The organism is Bradyrhizobium sp. WU425, from assembly GCF_021052305.1.
Lineage (GTDB): Bacteria > Pseudomonadota > Alphaproteobacteria > Rhizobiales > Xanthobacteraceae > Bradyrhizobium > Bradyrhizobium canariense_D.
Window position 1 is genome coordinate 7,682,730 of sequence record NZ_CP088089.1, and the last position, 21,862, is coordinate 7,704,591.

The following is a 21,862-nucleotide window of genomic DNA, read 5'->3' on the forward strand; positions in this document are numbered from 1 at the left end:
TCCTATCGCGCGAATACCAAGGTCAGATTGTTCGCGGGCATGTCCATCGTATCGACAAGGCGAAGACCAACGCCGCGGGCAAGCGCCTCGACATCGGCGATGTCACGCACGCCCCAGTCGGGATTGCCTTCACGCAGGGAGGTGTCGAACACCGCATTGCTGAGCGCGATGTGCTTGCCGCCGCGCTTGAACGGGCCGTAGAGGAACAGCTTGCCGTCGGCCCGCAAATAGCGGCCGGCGCCGGCGAACAGACCCTCGGCGACGCTCCATGGCGCGATGTGGATGACATTGGCGCAGAACAATGCGGCAAGACTCGACGGCCCCTGCCCGCTTTTCATCTCCGGGCACCAGTCCGGATCGGTGAGATCGATCCGCAGCGGCGAGCGGATGTTTTTGAGGCCCGAATGAACGCGCCAGGCCTCGATGCTCTTGAGGTGGCGCTGGTTGAGATCGCTGGGCCACCAGATCAGGCCGGGCGTGTGACGGGCGAAGTAGACCACGTGCTGGCCGGTTCCGCTGCCGAGCTCGACCACGTTGCCGGTGCAGCCGGCGAGATGCCGTTCCAGTGCCGCCCAGAGCGGCTCGTGATTGCGATGAAATGCCGGCGCATCGAGCCGCCCATCCGACTCGACCCGACCGCCATCCCTGCCGAATTCGACGACATATTCAGCCAAGTGAGGTCCCCTTGAAAAAACGAGAACGCGATGAAAACAGGTTGAGCGCCCAAACGCTCAGGAAACAGCCGGCCCGCGCCACGGCCCCTAACTCTCGGACCAAATCGGCTGAACAAATAATCTCTTTAGTTGCAATCGGGAAGATATTAACTCCATTTTGTCGCGTGGATAGTCTTGATTGTCAGGCGGCGCCCTTTGTGCTTTGGAACGCTTCTATTTCGTAATCGAGACCATCGCATAACGCCTCGGAATAACGCCTTGACCGCCTTTTCCCGGACGCCCGTTCTGTTCATCTTGCTGGCCATTGCAGCCGGCCTCGCCACCCCGGCGTGGGCGCAGTCCGCTGTGGCCGACGGCCAGAAACTCGCTTTCGACCGCGGCAAGGGCAACTGCCTGACCTGCCATGTCATCAGGGGTGGCGACCTGCCGGGAACGATCGGGCCGGAACTGAAGGACCTCAAGGCCAAGTACCCCGATCGCAACGAACTGACCGCGATCATCTTCGACGAGACCAAGCGCAATCCGCAGACCATGATGCCGCCGTTCGGCCGGAACCGGATTTTGACCGAACAGGAGATCAGCGCGATCGTTGATTTCCTGCAGACCCTGTGACTTCAGGCATGCCACGAGATTTGGTTGGGAGACCAGAGATGACCACACTCACCGGCCCAAGCGCGACGCGGCGCCTGATCCTTCAGGGCGCAGCCTCGGTCGCGTTGCTCGGCCTCGGCAATCTGCCGTTCGGCGCCGCGCCCGCGCGCGCCGCGGCCAACGACAAATATCCGGAAGAGGCGTTCAAGCAAAAGAGCGAGGCGGACGCCATCAAGGCGCTCTACGGCAAAACCGCCGAGCCGTCCGACAAGGTCAAGCTGGACGCCCCCGAGATCGCCGAGAACGGCGGTGTGGTGCCGATCTCGGTGACGACGACACTCGACAAGGTCACCTCGATTTCATTCTTCGTGGCCGAGAATCCCAGCGCGCTGGCCGCCAGCTACAGGATTCCCGAAGGCACGATCCCTGCTGTCGCCAACCGGCTGAAGATGGCCAAGACCACCAACGTGGTCGCGATCGTGGAGGCCGACGGCAAGCTCTACAGCGCGACCAAAGAGGTCAAGGTCACCGTCGGCGGCTGCGGCGGCTAAGCGAGGAAGATCGAGATGGCATCCAGCATTCGCGTCCGCGCCACCGCCAACGGCGACATCACCGAGGTGCAGGCGCTGATCCAGCACCCGATGGATACCGGCTTCGTCAAGGACGCCAAAGGCGAGCTGATCCCGGCGCATTACATCCAGCAGCTGAAATTCGAATGTAACGGCAAGGACGTCTTCGTTGCCGATTGGGGCACCGCGGTCTCGAAGGACCCCTACGTCAAGTTCAGCTTCAAGGGGGCCAAGAAGGGCGACGATCTCAAGGTCTCCTGGACCGATAACAAGGGTGCGTCGGATACGACCACGGCGAAGATCTCGTGATGAAGGCCCGCACCACCATCCTGCTTGGTTCGTTGAGCGCCGCGCTCGTCGCGTTGGCCCTCACCTCTCCACGCGTGGTGGCGGCCGACAAGGTCGATCCCATCGCCGATGCCAAGGCGTTCCAGAACTTCTTCTTCCAGAAATTCCCTGATGTGAAGCACGAGGATTTCGTCAACGGTCCTTATTCCATGAACGAGGACATGAAGCGGCAGTGGCAGGAGAAGGAGGAATTCCCGCCCTACGAGTTTGCGCTCGACGCCGGCAAGGAGATGTTCGCCACCCCGTTCAAGAACGGCAAGACCTATGCGGACTGCTTCCCGAACGGCGGCATCGGCATCCGCCAGAACTATCCTTATTTCGACGAGAAGGAAGGCAAGGTCGTCACGCTGGAGCTGGCGCTCAACCGCTGCCGCGAGGCCAATGGCGAGGCGCCCTATTCCTACGTCAAGGACGAGATGGCCTCGCTCACGGCGTACATGGCCTTCACCTCGCGCGGCAAGCCGATGGACATCAAGATCCCCGACGATCCTCGCGCGCTCGCGGCATTCGAGAACGGCAAGCGCTATTTCTACACCCGCCGCGGCCAATTGAATTTCTCCTGCGCGAGCTGCCATGTGCAGAGCCCGGGTGAGCGCATCCGCGCCGAGATCCTGGCGCCGGCGCTTGGCATTCTGAACGCGATGCCGATCTACCGCTCCGAATGGAGCGGCATGGGCACCACCAGCCGCCGCTTCGTCACCTGCAACAGCCAGACCCGCGCGGTTCCGCTGGAGCCGCAGGCGGATGAATATCGCGACGTCGAATATTTCCTGTCCTACGTCGCCAACGGCCTGCCGATATCGGGACCGGGAGCGCGGCCATGAAGCTGTCACTCCCTTTCGCCCGGCTGCTTGCCTTGCTGCTTACCCTCGGGCTCGCGCCGGCGGCGCGCGCGGCAGATGAGGCAGACTACAAGGCGGCCTTTGCCGCCGCCGAGGCCGCCTCCAAGGAGGCCGCCGGCATGCGCAACCAATGGACCGTGACCGTCTCGACGCTGGCCGCCGCAAAGAAGGCGGCCGATGGCGGCGATTTCGACCGCGCCGTGGCCGCAGCCAGGGAGGCCGAGGCGCTGGCGAAGGCGTCGATCTTCCAGGCGATTTCCGAAAAAGAAGCCTGGAAGGCGATGGAAATCCGTTAGACTGTTCGCTTGTGCAACAGCCTTGCGACCGTGAGAGGGCGCGGAGAATTTCTGGATGGCGATCCGCCGCCGCGATTTCCTGAAGAATGCAGGCCTTGCTGCCGCATCGCTGAGCCTGCCGCGGCTTGCGCGCGGTGCTGAGGCTGCGAGCATTTACGACCTCGAACGGTTCGGCAATGCGCGCATCCTTCACCTCACCGACACGCATGCGCAACTCAATCCAGTCTATTTTCGCGAGCCCAGCGTCAATATCGGGATCGGCGAGATGGCGGGACGGCCGCCGCATCTGGTCGGCCGCGCCTTTCTCGACCGTTTCGGCATCAGGCCCGACAGCGCGGATGCCTATGCCTTCAGCTGCTTCGAGTTCGAGAAGTCCGCAGGCCGCTTCGGCAAGCTCGGCGGCTTCGCCCATCTGAAGACGCTGATCGACCGCTTGCGTGGCGATGTCGGCGAAAAACGCTCCGTGCTCGTTGACGGCGGCGACCTCTGGCAAGGCTCGGGACTTGCCAACATCATGCAGGGCCGCGACATGGTCGAGGCCGCAAACCTGCTCGGTGTCGAGGCGATGACCGGGCATTGGGAATTCACCTATGGCGAGCAGGCGCTGCGCGACAATCTCGCGCGCTTCAGGGGCGAGTTTCTGGCGCAGAACGTTTTTCTCACCGAGGAAGCCGCATTCAATGATGCCCCGGCCTTCGACAAGGCGACGGGACGCGTGTTCAAGCCCTCCGTGATCAAGGAGCTCGGCGGCCATCGCGTCGCGATCGTCGGCCAAGCCTTCCCTTACGTGCCGATCGCGCATCCCAAACGGTTCACGCCGGACTGGTCCTTCGGCATCCGCGAGGAAGAGCTCCAGAAGCATGTCGACGGCCTGCGCGGCACCGACAAGGTCGATGCGGTCATCCTGCTGTCGCATAACGGCATGGACGTCGATCTCAAGCTCGCAAGCCGCGTCACCGGTATCGACGTCATCCTCGGCGGCCATACCCATGATGCGATCCCGCAGCCCATCGCCGTGAAGAATGCGAGCGGCACGACGCTCGTCACCAATGCCGGCTCCAACGGAAAATTTCTGGCCGTGCTCGATCTCGCGCTCGACAAGGGCAAGGTCGGCGACGTCAAATATCATCTGCTGCCGGTCTATTCCGAGCTGTTGAAACCCGATCCCGGGATGGCCGAACTGATCGGCCGGTTGCGGGCACCCTTCGTCACCGACTGGTTGGAGAAGATCGCGACGCCCGATCGCCTGCTGTATCGACGCGACAATTTCGCCGGCCCAGTCGACGAGCTGATCTGCAGCGCGCTGCGCACCGAGTTCGACGCCGAGATCGCGCTGTCGCCGGGCTTCCGCTGGGGCGTCACCGGACTGTCCGGCCAGGCACTGACGATGGAGGATTTGCTCGCGGAAACCGCGATCAGCTATCCCGAGACCTATGTGCAGGAGATGACCGGCGCGGAGATCAAGGACGTGCTGGAAGACGTCTGCGACAACCTCTTCAATACCGATCCCTATTACCAGCAGGGCGGCGACATGGTGCGCGCCGGTGGGCTCAGCTACACCTGCACGCCGACGGCGACGATCGGCAGCCGGATCTCGGAGCTGAAGCTCAATGGCGGCAAGGCGCTCAGTGCCAGCCACCGCTACAAGGTCGCGGGCTGGGCCTCGGTCAACGGCCAGCAAGGCGCGCCGGTGTGGGATGTGGTGGCAAAATATCTGCGCTCGGGCCGGATGTTTCAGGAGCGGCTCGGCTCCGGCGTCACGCTAAAGGGCGTCGAGGGTAATCCGGGCATCGCAGGACAGGGATGATGCGGTCGCAAACCCTATCCGCGATGCTGCTGGCGCTGTTCGCCTGGGCGGCGATGCCACCGGCTTTCGCGCAGCAGGTGCCGCTCCAGGACAAGCCGTTCGCCGAGCACAAGATCGTGCTGCAGCTCTCCGATGGCGATGCCAGGAAGCAAGCTCTGGTGCTCAGCGTCGCCAACAATTTGCTGAAGGCCTACGACCCCGACAAGGTCGCAATCGAGGTGGTGGCGTTCGGTCCCGGCATCGACCTCCTGTTCACCGGCAGCGAGCGCCGCAAGCAGGTCGAGAGCCTGATCGCGCAAGGCGTACGCTTCGACATCTGCCTCAACACTGTCGACACGATCGAGCGGGAGACCGGCAAGCGGCCGGAGTTCATCCCTGCCGCTACGCCGGTGCAGGTCGGGGTCGGGCAGATCCTGTTCCTCAGCGAGAACGGATACACGGTGGTGAGGCCCTGAGCCTTTTGCCGGGGCGAAGCGTCGCGGCATACTCGGTGTCATCGCCGGCGAAGGCGGGCGATCCAGTACTCCGAGACCGCGAGGGGTACGGGAGGGCGCGGCGTACTGGATTCCCCGCCTTCGCGGGGAATGGCAGCGGTGGCTAGGTGACGCCCACCCGCCCGTCACAGGAATAAAAATCTTCCAAATTTTCTTGCTTACACAGTGAATTGCTTCTCTTGTAAGCTCGAAATGTAGTAGAATCTCGGGGTAGTTCACGCCGGGTCTTGCCATGATCTTCCGCCAGCTCTTCGACAGTGTTTCGGGCACCTACAGCTATCTCCTGGCGAGCCGCGCCGGCGGCGAGGCGCTGATCCTCGATCCCGTGCTGGAGAAGGTCGACCGCTACTGCCAGCTCCTGCGCGAGCTCGATCTCAAGCTGGTCAAGGCCGTGGACACCCATCTGCACGCCGACCACGTCACCGGCCTCGGCGAGCTGCGCGACCGCACCCATTGCATGACCGTGATGGGCGACCAGACCAAGGCCGACGTGGTGGCGATGCGGGTTGCCGACGGCGACAAGGTGACGATCGAGGGCCTGTCGCTCGACGTGATGTACACGCCCGGCCACACCGACGACTCCTACTCCTACTTGATGGGCGACCGCGTCTTCACCGGCGACACGCTGCTGATCCGCGGCACCGGCCGCACCGATTTCCAGAACGGTTCGTCGCGCGCGCAGTACGATTCGATCTTCAACCGCCTGCTCAAGCTGCCCGACGAGACCATGGTGTTCCCGGCGCATGACTACAAGGGCGACACCGTCTCCACCATCGGCGAGGAGAAACGCTACAATCCGCGGCTCCAGGTGCGCTCGGTCGACGACTATATCGAGCTGATGGCCAATCTGAAGCTGCCCAATCCGAAGATGATGGACGTCGCGGTGCCCGCCAACATGCATGTCGGCCTGCACCAGGAGGAGCTGGAGAAAGAGGGCCGCGTGCTCCGCGCCGTCGAGGCGATCCGCAGCCTCGGCCGTCCCGATATCCTGCTGGTCGATTTGCGCGAGACCAATGAGCGGATGAAGCACGGCATGCTCGAAGGCGCGCTGCATACACCCTATCCGTCCGTTGAGGACAGCCTCAAGCCCGGCGGCATGCTGCGCGAGGTCGCGGCCGCCACCGGTCGCCGCGTCGTGTTCTTCTGCGCCTTCGGCGAACGCTCTGCGATGGCTGTCGCCGCCGCCAAGGAGGCCGGGCTCACCAACACCGCCCACATCGCCGGCGGCATCGATGCCTGGAAAAAGGCCGGCGGGCCGGTGGTGCACTGACCGCCTTGAGATAAGTCAGGAACTGCACATATCTTCCGGATAGGTTTGGGCGCAGCATCACTGTCCGGGACCAGCCATGGCCAAGATCGGCAAGCCGAGCGCGCCGCCCAAAATTGCGGACGACGCGCCAGCAAAAGACAAGGCGAAGAAGCCTCAGCCTCCGCGCGACACCGAAGACGATGATTACGAAGACGGCGACATCGCGACACCAAAGCGCGACCGCTACGGGCCGGACGACGAGCCGTTTTGAGGGGCTCGTCTCTTGCCACGCTCTCAACTGTCGTCCTGCCCCGCGCTACTGCCATGCGCCTGCGTTCATGGACAAATAACCGCTCTGCCCGATAGTTTGCGCGTCTCCAAAGGACGTGAAACGGAACTGCAATGGTCGACGTTCTCGCCGCACCGCAGCAAGGCAAGGCGGACAGCGCGCTACGCACGCTGACGGGAATTTCGATCGCGCATTGGGTCAGCCATTTTCATCTGCTGGTCCTGCCGATGCTGTTTCCCTTCCTCAAAAATCAACTCGGCGTCGGCTACGTCGAGCTCGGCTTCGCGCTGACCGTGTCGGCCGTGGTGTCGGGGCTGACGCAGGCGCCGACCGGCTATCTCGTCGACCATTTTGGCGCGCGAAAGATTTTGCTGGGCGGCCTCACCCTCGGCGGCCTCGCGCTGATCCTGCTTGGCCTGCATCTCAGCTACACCTCGCTGATCGCCTGCGCCGTGCTGCTCGGGCTCGCCAACAGCGTCTACCATCCCGCCGATTACGCCATCCTCGCCGAGCACATGGACGAAGCGCGGATGGGCCGCGCCTTCTCGATCCATACCTTTGCCGGCTATTTCGGCGGCGCGGTGGCGCCGGCGATCGTCGCCGCGATGGTCATCGTGTCAGGCGGTGTCGGTGCGCTGATCGCATCGGGCGTGATCGGCGTTCTGGTCGCGGTGTTGCTGGTGACCATGAACATTCCCGATGCCGGCGCGCACAAGACCAAGCCAGGCACCGAGAACGCACCCAAACAGGCCGTGATCACGCCGGCGCTGATCACGCTGACGGCACTGTTCATGCTGCTCAGCCTGTCGGTCGCCGGCATCAACAATTTCGGCGTGGTGGCGCTGATGAGTGGCTATGGCGTGACCTATTCCGCGGCCAATGTCGCGCTCACCGCCTTCCTCGGTGCAAGCGCCGCCGGCGTGCTCGCGGGCGGCTTTCTTGCCGACCACACCGAGCGCCACGGCTATGTCGCCGCCGCCTGCTTCGCCGCGAACGCGGCGATCGTGCTGCTGATCGCGCTGGTCACGCTGCCGGGCTGGGCGCTGACCGCCACGATGGCGGCCGCGGGATTCCTCTCCGGCGTGATCGCGCCTTCGCGCGACATGCTGGTGCGCAATGCAGCACCTCCCGGCGCGGCGGGGCGCGCCTTCGGCATCGTCTCCACCGGCTTCAATCTCGGCGGCATCGTCAGCCCGCTGTTGTTCGGCTGGATTATGGACCAGAGCGCGCCGCATTGGGTGTTCGGCGCATCCGTGATCTTCATGGTCGCGACGGTGGTGCTGTCGCCGTTCACGGAGCGGAAGCGGCAAATCGCGGCTTGAGCAACAAACTCAATTGTCGTCCCGGCCTAGTGCGCAATTGCGCATAGGGGCCGGGGGCCCATAACCACGAATCGGAGTTGTGGCGCAAAGCTGCCAACTCCAAGTCTTCGCCAAACTAAAAATCGTGGTTATGGATCCCGGCCTTCGCCGGGATGACAGTTGTGATTGGGTTGGCTGAAGTGGCCCCTTACGTCGGCGACACCGCGCTCTTCAGCGGCGCTGCCTGCGGAGCAGCTCCACCGGTCAGCCTGGCCTTTTCCGTGTTGGGCCAGAGCAGGAGCAGCCCGAGCGCACCGGAGCCGACCATGATCGCGGCGTTGATGGTGAAGCCGGTCATGTAGCCGTCGAGCATGCTGCCGGCGCGCTGGATTACGCTGCCCATCACGAGCGGCGCGATGATGCCGGAAAGCGTATAGAGCGCACCGTAGATCGCGAGAACCGCGCCGCGCTGCGACGTCGGCGTGAACTCGCCGAGCATGGGCGGGCAGACGACGTAGATCGCGCCGCACAGGCCGGAGCCGACCACGAGCAGGGCGATCTGGAGGCCGGCACCTTGGACGTGCGGCATCATCGCGAGGATCAGGCCGCCGACGATCAGCGGCACAGAGCCGAGCACGCCGCGGGAGATCCGCGACGTGTAGCCGCGTGCCAGCATCACCTGCGAGATCCAGCCCGTGAGAATGACGATGGTCGCCCCGAACACCCAGGGCAGGATCGAGACGAAGCCCGCCTGAGACTGCGAGAAGCCGAGGCCCTTGACGATGAAGGGCGTGAACCAGGTGAGCCCGAGCGACAGCGCCCAATAGGCGCCGAAGGTCGCGGTCACACAGCCGATGAAAGTGCGCGATGTCAGAAGCTGGAGATAGGGTATTTTCGGTTCGATCACGGCCGATGCGTGGGTGTCCAGCGGGCCTTCCTTGCCGAGTGCGAGCCAGGCGGCGACCCAGATCAGGCCGACGATTCCGAGGGCACCGAACGCATAGTGCCAGGAATGGTTGACGATGATCCAGTTCAGCGCCGGGACCGCCAGGATCACGCCGAAGGCCGAACCCTGCGACAGGATTGCGGTCGGCATCGTGCGCTTCTCGTCGGGGAACCACTTGTAGATCGCGTGCATCGCCACCGAGGCCGCCGGGCCTTCGCCGGCGCCGAGCACGATGCGGCAAATCAGGAGTGTGGTGAAAGAGACGGTGCCGACCATCGGAAACTGCGTCAGCGCCCAGATCACCGCGAGCGTCAACAGCACCCAGCGGGTCGGTACCTTGTTGACGATGAAGCCGACCACGATCGCCGAGATCGAGAACAGGAAGAAGAACGACGAGCCGAGCAGACCGAACTGCTCGGGCTCGAGCTTCAGCTCAGTCATGATCGGAACGCCCGCGAGACCGACGACGATCTTGTCGGCGAAGTTCACCAGCATGAAAAGAAACAGGAGAAATGTAACGGTCCAGGCGCCCTTTGGCGTTTGCTTTTGCGTTTCCTTCGACGTTTCCTTGGACATCCCCGTCATCTTGCCCGCCGCGGGCTGCGTTGCCTGAGCGCTCATCGTTCTCCCCGTCGTCCCTTTTTGGCACTTTTTTGATGTGGTCCTCTTAGGAGCTAACAACGGCTTCAATACCAACGCAACCCGGCATTTCCGCAGCAAGTGTGCTACGCAGCAATTCCGCTAATTCCGTCCGGCGCCATTCATCGTGCTGAGCATCCAAAACCTCTCCAAGACGTTCTCTTCGGCCGGTGAGCCGGTCCATGTCCTGCGCGGCGTCGATCTCGATCTCAAGGCCGGCGAACGCGTCGCACTGACCGGCGAGTCCGGCAGCGGCAAGAGCACACTGCTGCACCTGATCGCAGGGCTCGATGCCGCCGATGGCGGCACGATCCGACTGGAAGACACGGAGGTCACCAAATTGTCCGATGCGGGACGCGCGGGCCTGCGGCGCGACCGGATCGGCCTGGTGTTTCAACAATACAATCTGATCCCGAGTCTGTCGGTCGGGGATAATCTGGTGTTTCAGGCACGGATCGCCGGCCGGTACGACGAGGCTTGGTACAAGGAGCTGATCGAGCGTCTCGGGCTTGGCGGCCTGCTCAAGCGTTATCCAGAACAATTGTCGGGCGGACAGCAGCAACGGGTCGCGATTGGCCGGGCCCTGGCGACGAAGCCGTCGTTGCTGCTGGCGGACGAGCCGACCGGCAATCTCGACGAGGCCACCGCCGAGGACGTGCTGGCCTTGACGCGCGACCTCGTCACGCGCACCGGCTGCGGCTTTCTGATGGTGACGCACAGCCTGCATCTGGCCGCGACACTCGATCGCCACGTCAACCTGCATGCCGGGCGGATCGCATGAGGCGCGCGCTCTGGGTCCTCGCCGTGCTGCTCAGCCATTGGCGGCGCCACAAGATGCAGTTCGCGACGCTCCTGATCGGGCTGATCGCGGCGACCGCGCTGTGGAGCGGCGTGCAGGCGATCAACCAGCAGGCCCGCAACGCCTATGACCGCGCCGCGGCAACCTTCGGCGGCGCGCGCACGCCGATGCTGGTCGCGCCTGATGCCGCGACCTTTCCGCAGGAGCTGTTCGTCAAGCTGCGCCGCGCCGGCTGGCCGGTCTCGCCGATGCTGGAGGGACGGGTCCAGGTCAACGGGCGCTCGGTCCGGCTGCTCGGCATCGAGCCGGTGACGCTACCGGTCGATGTCGGCAACGCACCGCGCCTCGGCGCCGCCGATCTGAGCAGCTTCGTCGCGCCGCCGGGCCAGACGCTGGTGGCAAAGGAAACGTTGACCGACTTGCAGGAGCGGGAAGGCGCAGCGCCGCCGATCAGCAACGGCGCAATACTGCCGCCGCTGCGCGTGCTGCCGCAGCTCGTGCCCGACGTGCTCGTGGTCGATATCGGCGTTGCGCAGCGGCTGCTGAACAAGCCGGACCAGATCTCGCGGCTTCTGATCGGCAAGCCCAAGGGCAAGCCCGCGCCCTTAGCGAGCGTCGTCGGCGACCGCTTACAGCGGGTTGAGCCGGATGCGGAGACCGAGCTGGAGCGTCTCACCGACAGCTTTCACCTCAACCTCACCGCGTTCGGCCTGCTGTCGTTCTTCGTCGGTCTTTTCATCGTCAATTCAGCCGTCGGTCTCGCCTTCGAGCAGCGGCTGCCGATGCTGCGTACGCTGCGGGCCTGCGGTGCCTCGGCCCGACTGGTCAACACCGTGCTGGTGGTCGAGCTCGTGGCGCTGTCGCTGATCGCAGGCCTGATCGGGCTTGCCTGCGGCTATTTCATTGCGGCCGCGCTCTTGCCCGACGTCGCAGCATCCCTGCGTGGACTCTATGGCGCGCAGATCCCGGGGCAGCTCAGCTTGCGACCTGAATGGTGGCTCGCCGGGATCGGCATCAGCATTGTGGGCGCGCTGGTGGCCGCGGCGACCAGCCTGATCAAGGCTGTCAGGATGCCGGTGCTGGCGACCGCGCAGCCGCGCGCCTGGCAACAGCGGCAGCGCCGTTGGCTGATCCTGCAAAGCGGGGCTGCCTGCGCTGTGTTGGTGGTCGCGCTGTTGCTGCTCCAGTACGGGCAATCGCTGATCGCGGGCTTTGGCGTGCTGGCAGCGCTGATGCTCGGCGCGGCGTTGATCCTGCCGGCCTTCCTCGACATCATCCTGCGGACCGGGCAGCGTTTCGCGCGGAGGCCGCTTGCGCTGTGGTTCTGGGCGGACAGTCGGCAGCAGCTCTCGGGTTTGTCGCTGGCGCTGATGGCGCTGCTGCTCGCGCTCGCCGTCAATGTCGGGGTGTCCACCATGGTGGGAACGTTCAGCCGCACCTTCATCGGCTGGCTCAACGGGCGGCTCGCAGCCGACGTCTACATCAGCGCCTCCGACAACGCCAAAGGTGTCGCGATCCGCAACTGGCTGAAGGAGCGCAGCGATGTCCAGGCGATCTTGTCGGGCGGACGCGCCGAGGCGCAGGTGCAGGGCCAGCCGGTGGAATTGCTTGGCCTGCCCGATCACGCGCTCTATCGCGAGCGCTGGCCGCTGCTCGAAGCCACACCCCGTGCCTGGACACAACTCATACCCGGCAATGCCGCTTTCATCAGCGAGCAGCTGAGCCGCCGCCTCAACGTCCGCGTCGGCGACGTCGTAGACGTCCCGGCGCCGGGCGGGACCTGGGAGCTCGACATCGTCGGCATCTATGCCGACTACGGCAACCCCAAGGGACAGCTGGCGGTGAATGTCGCGGCGCTGATCCGGCATTTTCCGCAGACGCCGCAGACGCGCATCGGTCTCATCGTCGCGAAGGAGAATATCCCCAGCCTGATCACGGCGCTGCAGAAGCAGTTTGCGCTCGACGACCGCAGCGTCGCCGACCAGGCGACGGTGAAGGCGGAGTCGATCCGGATCTTCAACCGCACCTTTGCGGTGACTTCGGCGCTGAACGCGTTCACGCTCGGCGTCGCCGGGATCGCGCTTCTGACCAGCTTGCTGACATTGGCGAACTCCCGCCTGCCGCAGCTCGCGCCGCTCTGGGCGATCGGCATCACGCGGCCGCGCCTTGCCGCGATCGAATTGACCAAGACGCTGTCGGTCGCGCTGTTCACCTCGCTCCTGGCCGTGCCGCTCGGGCTGCTGGTGGCGTGGTGCCTGATCGCGATCGTGAACGTGAAGGCGTTCGGCTGGCGGCTGCCGTTCCATGTGTTTCCGCTGCAACTGGTCGAACTGGTCGCGATCGCGCTGTCCGCCTCGTTGCTTGCCGCGCTGCCGCCGATGATCCGACTGGCCCGGATGCAGCCGGCGGGCCTCGTCAAGGTGTTTGCCAATGAGCGCTGACAGGATCTCCCGGCGCACCTTCGCGGGCGGGATCGCCGCGCTCGCGGCTGTCAGCCGCGCGGGCGCGCAAGGTTATGCCGGGCTCGGCGAAACGGCCGACGGCTTTGCGAAGGTCACACCGGGGAAGACGTTCGCCTTTCCCGGCGATCACGGGCCGCATCCGGAGTTTCGCATCGAGTGGTGGTATCTCACGGCGAATCTCGTCGATGGCAGCGGCGCGGCTTGCGGCCTGCAATGGACGCTGTTCCGGCAGGCGACGCAGCCGGGGCCGCAGGGCGAGGGCTGGGCCAATCAACAGGTGTGGATGGCGCATGCCGCGGTAACGCGCGCCGACACCCACCGCTTCAACGAGCTGTTTTCCCGCGGTGGTGTGGGACAGGCCGGCGTCACGGCGAAACCGTTCTCGGCCTGGATCGACGATTGGGAGATGAACGGATCCGAGCGCACCGAAGATCGCGCTTTAGCGCCGCTGACGCTGAAGGCCTCGGGCGCCGACTTCAGTTACGTGCTGACGCTCGAGGCCGATCGTCCGGTGGTGTTGCAGGGCGCCGGCGGCTACAGCCGTAAATCGGAGCGCGGTCAGGCCTCCTATTATTACAGCCAGCCGTTCTATCGCGCCCGCGGCACGCTCACCATCGACGATAGGACGGTCGATGTTTCCGGCCAGGCCTGGATGGACCGCGAATGGAGCAGCCAGCCACTCGATGCCGACCAGACCGGCTGGGACTGGCTGTCGCTGCACCTGTCATCCGGTGACAAGCTGATGCTGTACCGGCTCCGGCAGAAGGACGGCAAAGATTATCCGTTCGGCAACTGGATCAGCGCGGCGGGCGAGACGCAGATGATCGCGGGCGACGATATCCAGATGATGCCGAAAGCGACGGCTGAGGTCGCGGGACACAAGCTCCCGGTGGAATGGCAGATCGCGATCCCCTCGCGGTCGTTCTCGATCCAGTGCAAGCCGCTCAATCCACAGGCGTGGATGGGGACCGGTTTTTCCTATTGGGAAGGGCCGATCAGCTTTGCCGGTACGCATGACGGCGTTGGCTATCTCGAGCTGACCGGGTATTGAACCGGGACCTCTTCGAAGGGACTAGCGATGCATCACCTCACCGCCCTCGTCACGCTGCTGGCGATCCTGTTCTACTTCTTCACCTCCATCAACGTGTCGCGCTCGCGCACCAAAACGGGCGTCAAGGTGCCGGCAATGTCGGGCCATCCGGATTTCGAGCGCGCGTTCCGGATCCAGATGAACACGCTGGAATGGATGCCGATCTTCCTGCCGTCGCTCTGGCTTTTCGCGATTTACATCAGCGATTCTGGCGCAGCGGCGATCGGCGCGGTCTGGATCGTCGGCCGCATCGTTTACTTCATCGGCTATTCGAAGGCCGCCGCAAAACGCGGCCCGGGATTTTTTATTCAGGGTATCGCGGCCATTGCGCTGTGGGCGGGGGCGCTGGGAGCGGCGGTGCTGCGGCTGGTGTGAGGCAGCCGACATACGGCCACTTGCCCCGCCGTCGTCCTGGCGGAGGCCTGGACCCATAACGACAGGACACGGTTATGGGCACGATGGCGGCGACAGCTTGTTTCAACAAGCGGCTGTCGGGGTAATGGGTCCCCTGAGTTCACAAACGAAGTGCAACACTTCCATCTGGAGGTGTTGCCATGGGGCGGACTTACAAACAGCTCTCCCTTGACGATCGATGCGAGATTGCCCGCCTTTTCGGCCAATGGCGGCTCGGTCGGGCAAATCGCGGCAGCTTTGGATCGGCCGCCATCAACGATCTCTCGGGAGCTGAGGCGGAACCGTGGCAGGCAAGTCGGCTACAAGCCAAGCTATGCTCAGCAGCAGACCCGGGCGCGGCGCTGGAAGGGCTCTCGCCTCGAGCGGGACGCCAGCTTGCGCCGCGAGGTCTTGGCAGGCTTGAGCCGCGGTTGGTCACCCGAACAGGTCGCAGGCAGGCTGGCCCGGGAACGTGGCCGTAGGGTGATCTCCTGCGAGAGCATCTACCGCTTCATCTACGCCCAGATCACACGCACGACGGACTTCACCTGGCGGCGCTATCTGCCTCGAGGCAAGAGCAAGCGAGGCCACCGCGGCAAACGAGGCGGGAGCCCCGCAAGCTTCATCGAAGGCCGTGTTTCGCTGGCAGAACGGCCTGCCGAGGTCGCCGATCGCAAAGTCCCGGGCCACTGGGAAGCCGATCTGATGATGTTCTCCAAATACCGGCAGGCCATCCTGGCCGTCCACGAGCGAACCTCGCGCCTGCTGCTCGCCGTTCCCATCGAACGCAAGTTCGCCGCCGGTATCGCTAGCCATCTCGTACGCCTGTTCAAAGCCGTACCGGAGGCACTGCGCCGTACCGTCACCTTCGACAACGGCACCGAGTTCGCCGCCCACCTTTCCTTGCAGAGCCTCTTGATGAAGACCTTCTTCTGCGACCCGCACGCGCCGTGGCAAAAGGGCGGCATCGAGAACGCCATCGGCCGCTTGCGCCGCTTCATCCCCCGAAAGACCGACCTCGAAAAGCTCCCAACCAGGCGCTTCCGTCAGTCCATTGCCGCCTACAACAACACCCCGCGCAAATGCCTTGACTTCAGAACCCCGGCAGAGGCCTTCTCCTCTCAACTGTTGCACTTCGAGTGTGAATCCACCTCCTGGCTTTCGCCAGGACGACATAGAGATCCTCACTTCGTCAGCGGGCAGCCGCTCTCCTTGGCAGTGAAGAACGCCTTCTCGCCGGGAACGACCGCGAGCTGCTTGTAATAGTCCCAGGGCTTCTTCGATTCCGAGGGCTTCTTCACTTCGAACAGATACATGTCGTGGACCATGCGGCCATTCTCGAGCACCTTGCCGCCTTGCGCGAAGTCGTCGTCGACCGGCAGCTCCTTCAGCTTCTTGGCGACCGCATCTGGATCCTTGGTGCCGGCGGCCTTGACCGCCTTGAGATAGCTCAGCGTCGCCGAATAGGTGCCGGCCTGGATCATGTTCGGCATCCGGCCGGTGCGATTGAGAAAGCGTTCGCCGAGATGGCGCGTGCGGTCGTTGATATCCCAGTAATAGCCCTCGGTCAGCACCAGGCCTTGCGCGGCCTGCAAGCCGAGGCCGTTCACTTCGGCGAGCGTCATCAAGAGGCCCGCGAGCTTCTGGCCACCGGAGACGATGCCGAACTCGGACGCCTGCTTGATCGAATTGGTGGTGTCGAGGCCGGCATTGGCAAGGCCGACGATCTTCGCCTTCGAGCTCTGCGCCTGGAGCAGGAAGGAGGAGAAGTCCGAGGAGTTGAGCGGCACGCGCACCGAACCGAGCACCTTGCCGCCATTGGCGGTGACGATCTCGCTGGTGTCCTTCTCCAGCGCGTAGCCGAAGGCGTAGTCCGCGGTGAGGAAGAACCAGCTGTCGCCGCCGGCCTTGGTCAGCGAGCCGCCGGTGCCGACACCGAGCGCGCGGGTGTCATAAGCCCAGTGGAAGCCATAGGGCTGGCAGGCATCGCCGGTGAGGCGCGAGGTCGCAGCGCCGACGACGATGTCGATCTTCTTCTTTTCCTTGGAAAGCTCGTGGATCGCGAGCGCGACCGATGAGGTCGTCAGCTCCGTGATCATGTCGACGTTCTCGACATCGTACCAGCGGCGCGCGATCGAGGTCGCGAGATCCGGCTTGTTCTGGTGGTCGGCGGTGACGAGCTCCACCTTCTGGCCCAGCACCTCGCCGCCGAAATCCTCGATCGCCATCCGGGCGGCCTCGACCGACCATTTGCCGCCGTAATCGGCGTAGACGCCGGACTGGTCGTTGAGGATGCCGATCTTGACGCCTTGCGCAGAGGCCGGCGCGGCCAGCAGCAAAGCCGAAATTGCGACAGCGGCCAAAAGTGCTGATTTCATCTGTTAGCTCCCAGCAGTTTTCTGTTTTGAAATCGCGCGGATACTAGTGAAGAACCCCGGCGGTGCCCATCCATTGCATGTTGGTCGTTAGTATGAAGGGCGTGCCAAGCAAACGGCGTCGTCCCGGCCTAGTACGCAATTGCGCACGGGGGCCGGGACCCATACCGCGGAATCCCTCGGTTGCGGTCGGTAGGAGTACCGAACGACGAATCTTCACTAAACCACGTTCGAGGGTTATGGTCCCGGCCTTCGCCGGGACGACAGCGTGAATATTGAAGGGTCGGTGGCGCGCCATTTGATACTTATCAGCCCACCGCCTTCGGCTTCCCCTCGTTCTTCCCCTCGGCCAGGTTCCGCACCACCACATAGAAGATCGGCGTGAACAGAAGCCCAAACAGGGTGACACCGATCATGCCGAAGAACACGGCGACGCCGACGGCTTGCCGCATCTCCGAGCCCGAGCCGGACGAGATCACCAGCGGCAAGACGCCGAGGATGAAGGCGAAGGACGTCATCAGGATCGGCCGCAGGCGCAGGCGGCAGGCGTCTATCACGGCCTCCAGCCGCGGCTTGCCTTCTTTCTCGATGTCGCGCGCGAACTCGACGATCAGGATCGCGTTCTTTGCCGCCAGCCCCACCAGCACGACGAAACCGATCTGGGTGAGGATGTTGACGTCCTGCCCCATGATGCGCACGCCGATGGTGGCCGCCAACAGGCACATCGGCACGATCAGGATCACCGCGAACGGCAGGGTCCAGCTGCCGTATTGCGCGGCGAGCACCAGATAGACGAACAGCACGCAGATCGGGAATACGTAGAGACCCGCATTGCCGCCCGTGATCTGCTGGTAGGACAGATCGGTCCACTCGAAGCTGAAGCCGCTCGGGAGGGTGTCGTCGGCGAGCTTCTTGATCGCGTTGAGCGCGGTGGTCGAGCTGGTGCCCGGCGCCGGCTCGCCCTGCAGCTCGGAGGCCGCGTAGAGATTGTAGCGCGCGACGCGGTCAGGGCCGGAAACGTCCTTGAACTCGACCACGCTGCCGAGCATCACCATGTCGCCGGAGGCGTTGCGCGTGCGCAACCGCGAGAGATCGCTCGGCTCTTTCCGGAACGGGAAGTCGGCCTGCGCGGTGACGTGGTAGGTGCGGCCGAACAGGTTGAAGTCGTTGACATAGGTCGATCCGAAATAGGTCTGGATCGTGTCGTTGATGCCGGCGATGGGAACGCCGAGCTTCTGCGCCTTGGTGCGGTCGATGTCGACGAAGAGCTGCGGCGTATTGGCCGAGAACGGCGAGAACACGGAGGGAGCGAGCAGCGAGGGCGATTTGCGCGCCGCGGCGACAAGCTCGTCAGTAGCCGCGGCGAGCATCTCCGGCCCACGGCCCTGGCGGTCCTGGATGCGGATGGTGAAGCCGCCACCGGTGCCGATGCCGGGCACGGCCGGCGGCGGAATCACGATGATGAAGGCACCCTGAATCGCGGCCAGGCGTTTGCGCAGCTCGACCGTGATGGCGTTCGCAGACAATCCTTTCTTGATCCGCGCCTCGGGCTCGTCGAACACTGGGAAGAGCGCCGCCGCGTTGCCGGCCTGCGTCCGCGTCGCGCCGGAGAAGCCGGCGAAAGCGGCCACGCGGATGATACCCGGCGTATCCAGCGCGATCCGCTCGATCTCGCGCACGACCTCGGTGGTGCGCGCCAGCGAAGCGGCGCCCGGCAATTGCACGGAGATGATGACGTAGCCGCGGTCCTGCGCCGGAATAAAGCCTTGCGACGTGGTGGCGATCAGCCAGCCGGCGCTGCCGATCAGCACGACGTAGATCAGGATCATCACCGCCGAATGCCGGATCACGAAATTGGCGAGGCCGGCGTAGCCATGCGCGAGACGGTCGAACACGCGGTTAAACACGCCAGTGAAAGCGTTCCAGCCGCGTGCAACAAGATTCCAGCGCGCGGGCGGCCGTTTCTCCTCGTGGGGGACGAGGAGAAGCGAGGCCAGCGCCGGCGATAGCGTCAACGAGCAGAAGCAGGAGATTGCGGTCGCGACCGCAATGGTGACGGCGAATTGCTGGAAGAACTGACCCGAAATTCCGCCCAGAAATGCGGTCGGGACGAACACCGCGCACAGCACCAGCGCGATCGACACCAATGCGCCGCCGACCTCCTCCATGGTCTTCAGCGCGGCATCGCGCCGGCTCATGCCATGCTCGAGATGCCGCTCGACATTCTCGACCACCACGATGGCGTCGTCGACCACGATACCGACGGCGAGAACGAGCCCGAACAGCGTGAGATTGTTGATCGAGAAGCCGAGCGCCGCCATCACCGCGAAGGTGCCGACCAGCGAAACCGGAATCGCGATGATCGGAATGATCGCGGGACGCCATCCCTGCAGGAACACCAGCACGACGACGACCACGAGCAACATGGCCTCGTAGATGGTCTTGATCAGCTCGTGGACGGACTGCGCGATGAACTCGGTCGGGTTGTAGCCGATATTGAAGTCGAGGCCTTTCGGAAAGGTCTCCTTCAGCTTCGTCATGGTGTCCGAAATGTTCTTCGCGGTCGCGAGCGCGTTCGATCCCGGCCGCTGCGTCACCAGCATGGCGACCGCCGATTTGCGCAGCAGGAAGCTGTTGGTGGAGTAGGCGAGAGCACCAAGCTCGATACGGGCGACGTCGCGCAGGCGCACCGTGCGGCCGTCAGAGCCGGCCTTGATCAGGATGTCCTCGAACTGCTTCTGGTCTTTCAATCGCCCGGTGAAGGTGAGGTTCGGCTGGAAGGCGCGGTCGGCGATCGGCGGTTCGGCGATCTGGCCGCCCGCGATCTGCACGTTCTGCGCGCGGATCGCGGCGAGCACCTCGGTTGCGGTCAAGCCGAGATTGGCGATTCGGTCAGGATCGAGCCATAGCCGCATCGAATAATCGCGCGCGCCGAAGATCTGGATGTCGCCGACGCCGTCGATCCGCAGCAGCTGATCGCGGACCTGGAGCAGCGCATAGTTGGAGATGTAGAGCTGGTCGAACGTGTCGTCGGGCGACAGCATGAACACGACCATCAGGATGTCGGGCGAGTTCTTGCGCGTGGTGACGCCGTTGCGCTGAACCTCTTCAGGCAAACGCGGCTGCGCGATCGCAACGCGGTTCTGCACCAGCACCTGGGCTTTGTCGAGATCGGTGCCGAGCTTGAAAGTGACGGTGATGGTGAGCTGGCCGTTCGAGGTCGCCTGGCTGTAGAGATACAGCATGTCCTCGACGCCGTTGATCTCCTGCTCGATGGGTGCGGCAACCGTGTCGGACACGGTCTGCGCGGAGGCGCCGGGATATTGCGTGGTGACGACGACGGTCGGCGGCACCACTTGCGGATATTCGGAGACCGGCAGCGTGGTATAGGCCAGCGCGCCGACGATCAGCAGCACGATCGACAGCACCATCGCCAGGATGGGCTGGTTGATGGAGAGACGGCCAAGATTCATGATTTGCCACCGGCGGGCGCTGGTGCCGTCTGCGGTGCGACCTTGGCACCGACGCGGGCGCGCTGGATGCCGTTGACGATGACGCGGTCGTCCGCCTTCAATCCCTCGCGGATCACGCGCAGGCCCTCGTCGAGCGGTCCGAGCGTCACGGGACGCGCCTCGACGGTGTCGTCCGGCTTGACCACGAACACGATCTTGCGGGACTGGTCAGTTGCGACCGCAACGTCGGGGATCAGCAGCGCTTCATAGGGCGCGCTGCCGATCAGTCTGATACGCCCGAACTGACCGGGCAGGATCGAAAGATCGGTGTTCTTGACCACGGCGCGGCTGCGCAGCGTGCCGGTGGAGACATCGAGGCGGTTGTCGAGGAAATTGATGCTGCCTTCACGGGATGGTTTCGTCTCGCCGGCGAGCGTCACCTGCACCGGGTTCGCCGTATCGCGCGAACTCGGGCGGCGGCCTTCGAACCACAGCTTGCTGTATTTGATGAAGGTCGCCTCATCCATGTCGAAATAGATATAGATCGGGTCGAGCGTCACGATCGAGGTGAGCAGCGTCGACGTTCCGGTATCGCTGCCCTGCACGAGATTGCCAGGGCTGACAAGGTGGCGGCTGACGCGGCCGGTCAGCGGCGCCGTCACATGCGTGAATTCGATATTGAGCTTGGCGACTTTGAGCGCACCCTCGGCCTGTGTTTCGGCAGCGTGCGCGGCCTGCAAGGCCTGACGGCGCTGATCGACCACCTGCTCGGAGACGGCGCTGGTCTGCACCAGGCTCAAACCGCGATCGAGCTCCCGCTTTGCAAGCTCCACCTTGGCACGGGCATCGGAAAGCTGCCCCTCGGCCTGCGTGGCCACCGCCTCGAACGGACGTGGGTCGATGACGTAGAGCAGATCGCCCTGACGCACGATGGCGCCATCCTGGAATTCGACAGAGTTGACGAACCCGCCGACGCGCGGGCGGACCTGCACCTCCTCCATCGCCTCGAAGCGGCCGGTGAACTCGTCCCAATCGGTGACGGTGCGCTTGACCGGTTGGGCGACGGTTACCGGCGCCGGCGGGGGAGCGCTCGCTTGCGAGGCCGGCTGGCCGCAACCGGTGAGCACGAACGCCGCGGCGAGAAGGCCGACGATGGCGTAAGGCCGAGGCGAAACGAAATCGTGCGTTTTGACAAATTGCTCGCTTCCGTCCGGTCCAGTCATCCCAGGTCCTCGCATCAAAGCCG

General features: G+C 64.2%; 19 protein-coding genes and 1 pseudogene. 15 read left to right on the forward strand and 5 right to left on the reverse strand.

All coding sequences use genetic code 11. The features are described from left to right. Positions 1–2: 2 nt before the first annotated feature. Complete coding sequence (locus BcanWU425_RS36560) at positions 3–674, reverse strand: DUF938 domain-containing protein (RefSeq protein WP_018455989.1); 672 nt, start codon at positions 672–674, stop codon at positions 3–5. 258 nt (positions 675–932) lie between these two features. Between BcanWU425_RS36560 and soxX the strand changes: the two genes are divergently transcribed. The 10 genes from soxX (at position 933) to BcanWU425_RS36610 (ending at position 8,481) form a co-directional block, all read left to right on the forward strand. Then, positions 933–1,286, forward strand: coding sequence for a sulfur oxidation c-type cytochrome SoxX (gene soxX / locus BcanWU425_RS36565; RefSeq protein ID WP_018455988.1), 354 nt, complete (start codon positions 933–935; stop codon positions 1,284–1,286). A gap of 38 nt (positions 1,287–1,324) precedes the next feature. Next, positions 1,325–1,816: a thiosulfate oxidation carrier protein SoxY gene (soxY, locus tag BcanWU425_RS36570; protein ID WP_018455987.1), complete on the forward strand. Its 492-nt coding sequence runs from the start codon at positions 1,325–1,327 to the stop codon at positions 1,814–1,816. A gap of 15 nt (positions 1,817–1,831) precedes the next feature. Continuing rightward, positions 1,832–2,143: a thiosulfate oxidation carrier complex protein SoxZ gene (gene soxZ, locus BcanWU425_RS36575; protein WP_204513134.1), complete on the forward strand. Its 312-nt coding sequence runs from the start codon at positions 1,832–1,834 to the stop codon at positions 2,141–2,143. Next, a complete protein-coding gene (soxA, locus tag BcanWU425_RS36580; RefSeq protein ID WP_018455985.1) occupies positions 2,143–3,006 on the forward strand; it encodes a sulfur oxidation c-type cytochrome SoxA in 864 nt (287 codons plus the stop codon). The genes soxZ and soxA overlap by 1 nt, the downstream gene beginning before the upstream one ends. Continuing rightward, a complete protein-coding gene (locus BcanWU425_RS36585) occupies positions 3,003–3,320 on the forward strand; it encodes a hypothetical protein (RefSeq protein ID WP_085349637.1) in 318 nt (105 codons plus the stop codon). Before soxA ends, BcanWU425_RS36585 begins: the two co-directional genes overlap by 4 nt. Before the next feature lie 55 nt (positions 3,321–3,375). Continuing rightward, the gene (soxB, locus tag BcanWU425_RS36590; protein ID WP_204513133.1) at positions 3,376–5,127 is read left to right on the forward strand and encodes a thiosulfohydrolase SoxB; all 1,752 of its coding nucleotides are present in this window, start codon (positions 3,376–3,378) and stop codon (positions 5,125–5,127) included. Further along, positions 5,124–5,582: a DsrE family protein gene (locus tag BcanWU425_RS36595; RefSeq protein WP_018455982.1), complete on the forward strand. Its 459-nt coding sequence runs from the start codon at positions 5,124–5,126 to the stop codon at positions 5,580–5,582. The genes soxB and BcanWU425_RS36595 overlap by 4 nt, the downstream gene beginning before the upstream one ends. 271 nt (positions 5,583–5,853) lie before the next feature. Continuing rightward, positions 5,854–6,891 carry an MBL fold metallo-hydrolase gene (locus tag BcanWU425_RS36600; protein WP_018455981.1) on the forward strand — a complete coding sequence of 346 codons (1,038 nt, stop codon included), beginning with the start codon at positions 5,854–5,856 and terminating at the stop codon, positions 6,889–6,891. 76 nt (positions 6,892–6,967) lie between these two features. Continuing rightward, on the forward strand, positions 6,968–7,141 hold the full coding sequence (locus BcanWU425_RS36605) for a hypothetical protein (protein ID WP_018455980.1): 174 nt from the start codon (positions 6,968–6,970) through the stop codon (positions 7,139–7,141). Positions 7,142–7,272: 131 nt separating this feature from the next. Then, complete coding sequence (locus BcanWU425_RS36610; protein WP_018455979.1) at positions 7,273–8,481, forward strand: MFS transporter; 1,209 nt, start codon at positions 7,273–7,275, stop codon at positions 8,479–8,481. 187 nt (positions 8,482–8,668) lie between these two features. On the opposite strand, the gene BcanWU425_RS36615 is transcribed toward BcanWU425_RS36610, so the two are convergent. Continuing rightward, entirely contained in the window at positions 8,669–10,027 is a 1,359-nt protein-coding gene (locus BcanWU425_RS36615) for an MFS transporter (protein WP_085349635.1), read from the reverse strand. A 145-nt stretch (positions 10,028–10,172) separates the two neighbouring features. Between BcanWU425_RS36615 and BcanWU425_RS36620 the strand changes: the two genes are divergently transcribed. The 5 genes and pseudogenes from BcanWU425_RS36620 to BcanWU425_RS36640 all read left to right on the forward strand — a co-directional run. Next, on the forward strand, positions 10,173–10,826 hold the full coding sequence (locus BcanWU425_RS36620) for an ABC transporter ATP-binding protein (protein ID WP_204513132.1): 654 nt from the start codon (positions 10,173–10,175) through the stop codon (positions 10,824–10,826). After that, entirely contained in the window at positions 10,823–13,285 is a 2,463-nt protein-coding gene (locus BcanWU425_RS36625) for an ABC transporter permease (RefSeq protein WP_231189555.1), read from the forward strand. The genes BcanWU425_RS36620 and BcanWU425_RS36625 overlap by 4 nt, the downstream gene beginning before the upstream one ends. Further along, positions 13,275–14,357: a lipocalin-like domain-containing protein gene (locus BcanWU425_RS36630; RefSeq protein WP_204513130.1), complete on the forward strand. Its 1,083-nt coding sequence runs from the start codon at positions 13,275–13,277 to the stop codon at positions 14,355–14,357. The genes BcanWU425_RS36625 and BcanWU425_RS36630 overlap by 11 nt, the downstream gene beginning before the upstream one ends. A 27-nt stretch (positions 14,358–14,384) precedes the next feature. Further along, positions 14,385–14,771: an MAPEG family protein gene (locus BcanWU425_RS36635; protein WP_018455974.1), complete on the forward strand. Its 387-nt coding sequence runs from the start codon at positions 14,385–14,387 to the stop codon at positions 14,769–14,771. Between the two features lie 179 nt (positions 14,772–14,950). After that, positions 14,951–15,941 (forward strand): annotated as a pseudogene (locus BcanWU425_RS36640) (IS30 family transposase); the annotation flags it as partial. Positions 15,942–15,973: 32 nt separating this feature from the next. Here the strand turns inward: BcanWU425_RS36640 and BcanWU425_RS36645 are convergent. The 3 genes from BcanWU425_RS36645 to BcanWU425_RS36655 form a co-directional block, all read right to left on the reverse strand. Then, entirely contained in the window at positions 15,974–17,167 is a 1,194-nt protein-coding gene (locus BcanWU425_RS36645; RefSeq protein ID WP_231189558.1) for an ABC transporter substrate-binding protein, read from the reverse strand. Positions 17,168–17,472: 305 nt separating this feature from the next. Then, positions 17,473–20,637, reverse strand: coding sequence for an efflux RND transporter permease subunit (locus BcanWU425_RS36650; protein ID WP_018455972.1), 3,165 nt, complete (start codon positions 20,635–20,637; stop codon positions 17,473–17,475). Then, on the reverse strand, positions 20,634–21,839 hold the full coding sequence (locus BcanWU425_RS36655) for an efflux RND transporter periplasmic adaptor subunit (RefSeq protein ID WP_018455971.1): 1,206 nt from the start codon (positions 21,837–21,839) through the stop codon (positions 20,634–20,636). Before BcanWU425_RS36655 ends, BcanWU425_RS36650 begins: the two co-directional genes overlap by 4 nt. Positions 21,840–21,862 lie beyond the last annotated feature (23 nt).

What these genes read in the sequence shown, in the direction of transcription:
- BcanWU425_RS36610 (WP_018455979.1), top strand. Translation starts at nt 7,273, where the DNA reads ATGGTCGACGTTCTCGCCGCACCGCAGCAAGGCAAGGCGGACAGCGCG.
- BcanWU425_RS36585 (WP_085349637.1), top strand. Translation starts at nt 3,003, where the DNA reads ATGAAGCTGTCACTCCCTTTCGCCCGGCTGCTTGCCTTGCTGCTTACC.
- BcanWU425_RS36645 (WP_231189558.1), bottom strand. Translation starts at nt 17,167, where the DNA reads ATGAAATCAGCACTTTTGGCCGCTGTCGCAATTTCGGCTTTGCTGCTG.
- BcanWU425_RS36650 (WP_018455972.1), bottom strand. Translation starts at nt 20,637, where the DNA reads ATGAATCTTGGCCGTCTCTCCATCAACCAGCCCATCCTGGCGATGGTG.
- BcanWU425_RS36655 (WP_018455971.1), bottom strand. Translation starts at nt 21,839, where the DNA reads ATGACTGGACCGGACGGAAGCGAGCAATTTGTCAAAACGCACGATTTC.
- BcanWU425_RS36605 (WP_018455980.1), top strand. Translation starts at nt 6,968, where the DNA reads ATGGCCAAGATCGGCAAGCCGAGCGCGCCGCCCAAAATTGCGGACGAC.
- BcanWU425_RS36635 (WP_018455974.1), top strand. Translation starts at nt 14,385, where the DNA reads ATGCATCACCTCACCGCCCTCGTCACGCTGCTGGCGATCCTGTTCTAC.
- BcanWU425_RS36630 (WP_204513130.1), top strand. Translation starts at nt 13,275, where the DNA reads ATGAGCGCTGACAGGATCTCCCGGCGCACCTTCGCGGGCGGGATCGCC.
- soxY (WP_018455987.1), top strand. Translation starts at nt 1,325, where the DNA reads ATGACCACACTCACCGGCCCAAGCGCGACGCGGCGCCTGATCCTTCAG.
- soxA (WP_018455985.1), top strand. Translation starts at nt 2,143, where the DNA reads ATGAAGGCCCGCACCACCATCCTGCTTGGTTCGTTGAGCGCCGCGCTC.
- BcanWU425_RS36595 (WP_018455982.1), top strand. Translation starts at nt 5,124, where the DNA reads ATGATGCGGTCGCAAACCCTATCCGCGATGCTGCTGGCGCTGTTCGCC.
- BcanWU425_RS36600 (WP_018455981.1), top strand. Translation starts at nt 5,854, where the DNA reads ATGATCTTCCGCCAGCTCTTCGACAGTGTTTCGGGCACCTACAGCTAT.
- soxZ (WP_204513134.1), top strand. Translation starts at nt 1,832, where the DNA reads ATGGCATCCAGCATTCGCGTCCGCGCCACCGCCAACGGCGACATCACC.
- BcanWU425_RS36625 (WP_231189555.1), top strand. Translation starts at nt 10,823, where the DNA reads ATGAGGCGCGCGCTCTGGGTCCTCGCCGTGCTGCTCAGCCATTGGCGG.
- soxB (WP_204513133.1), top strand. Translation starts at nt 3,376, where the DNA reads ATGGCGATCCGCCGCCGCGATTTCCTGAAGAATGCAGGCCTTGCTGCC.
- BcanWU425_RS36615 (WP_085349635.1), bottom strand. Translation starts at nt 10,027, where the DNA reads ATGAGCGCTCAGGCAACGCAGCCCGCGGCGGGCAAGATGACGGGGATG.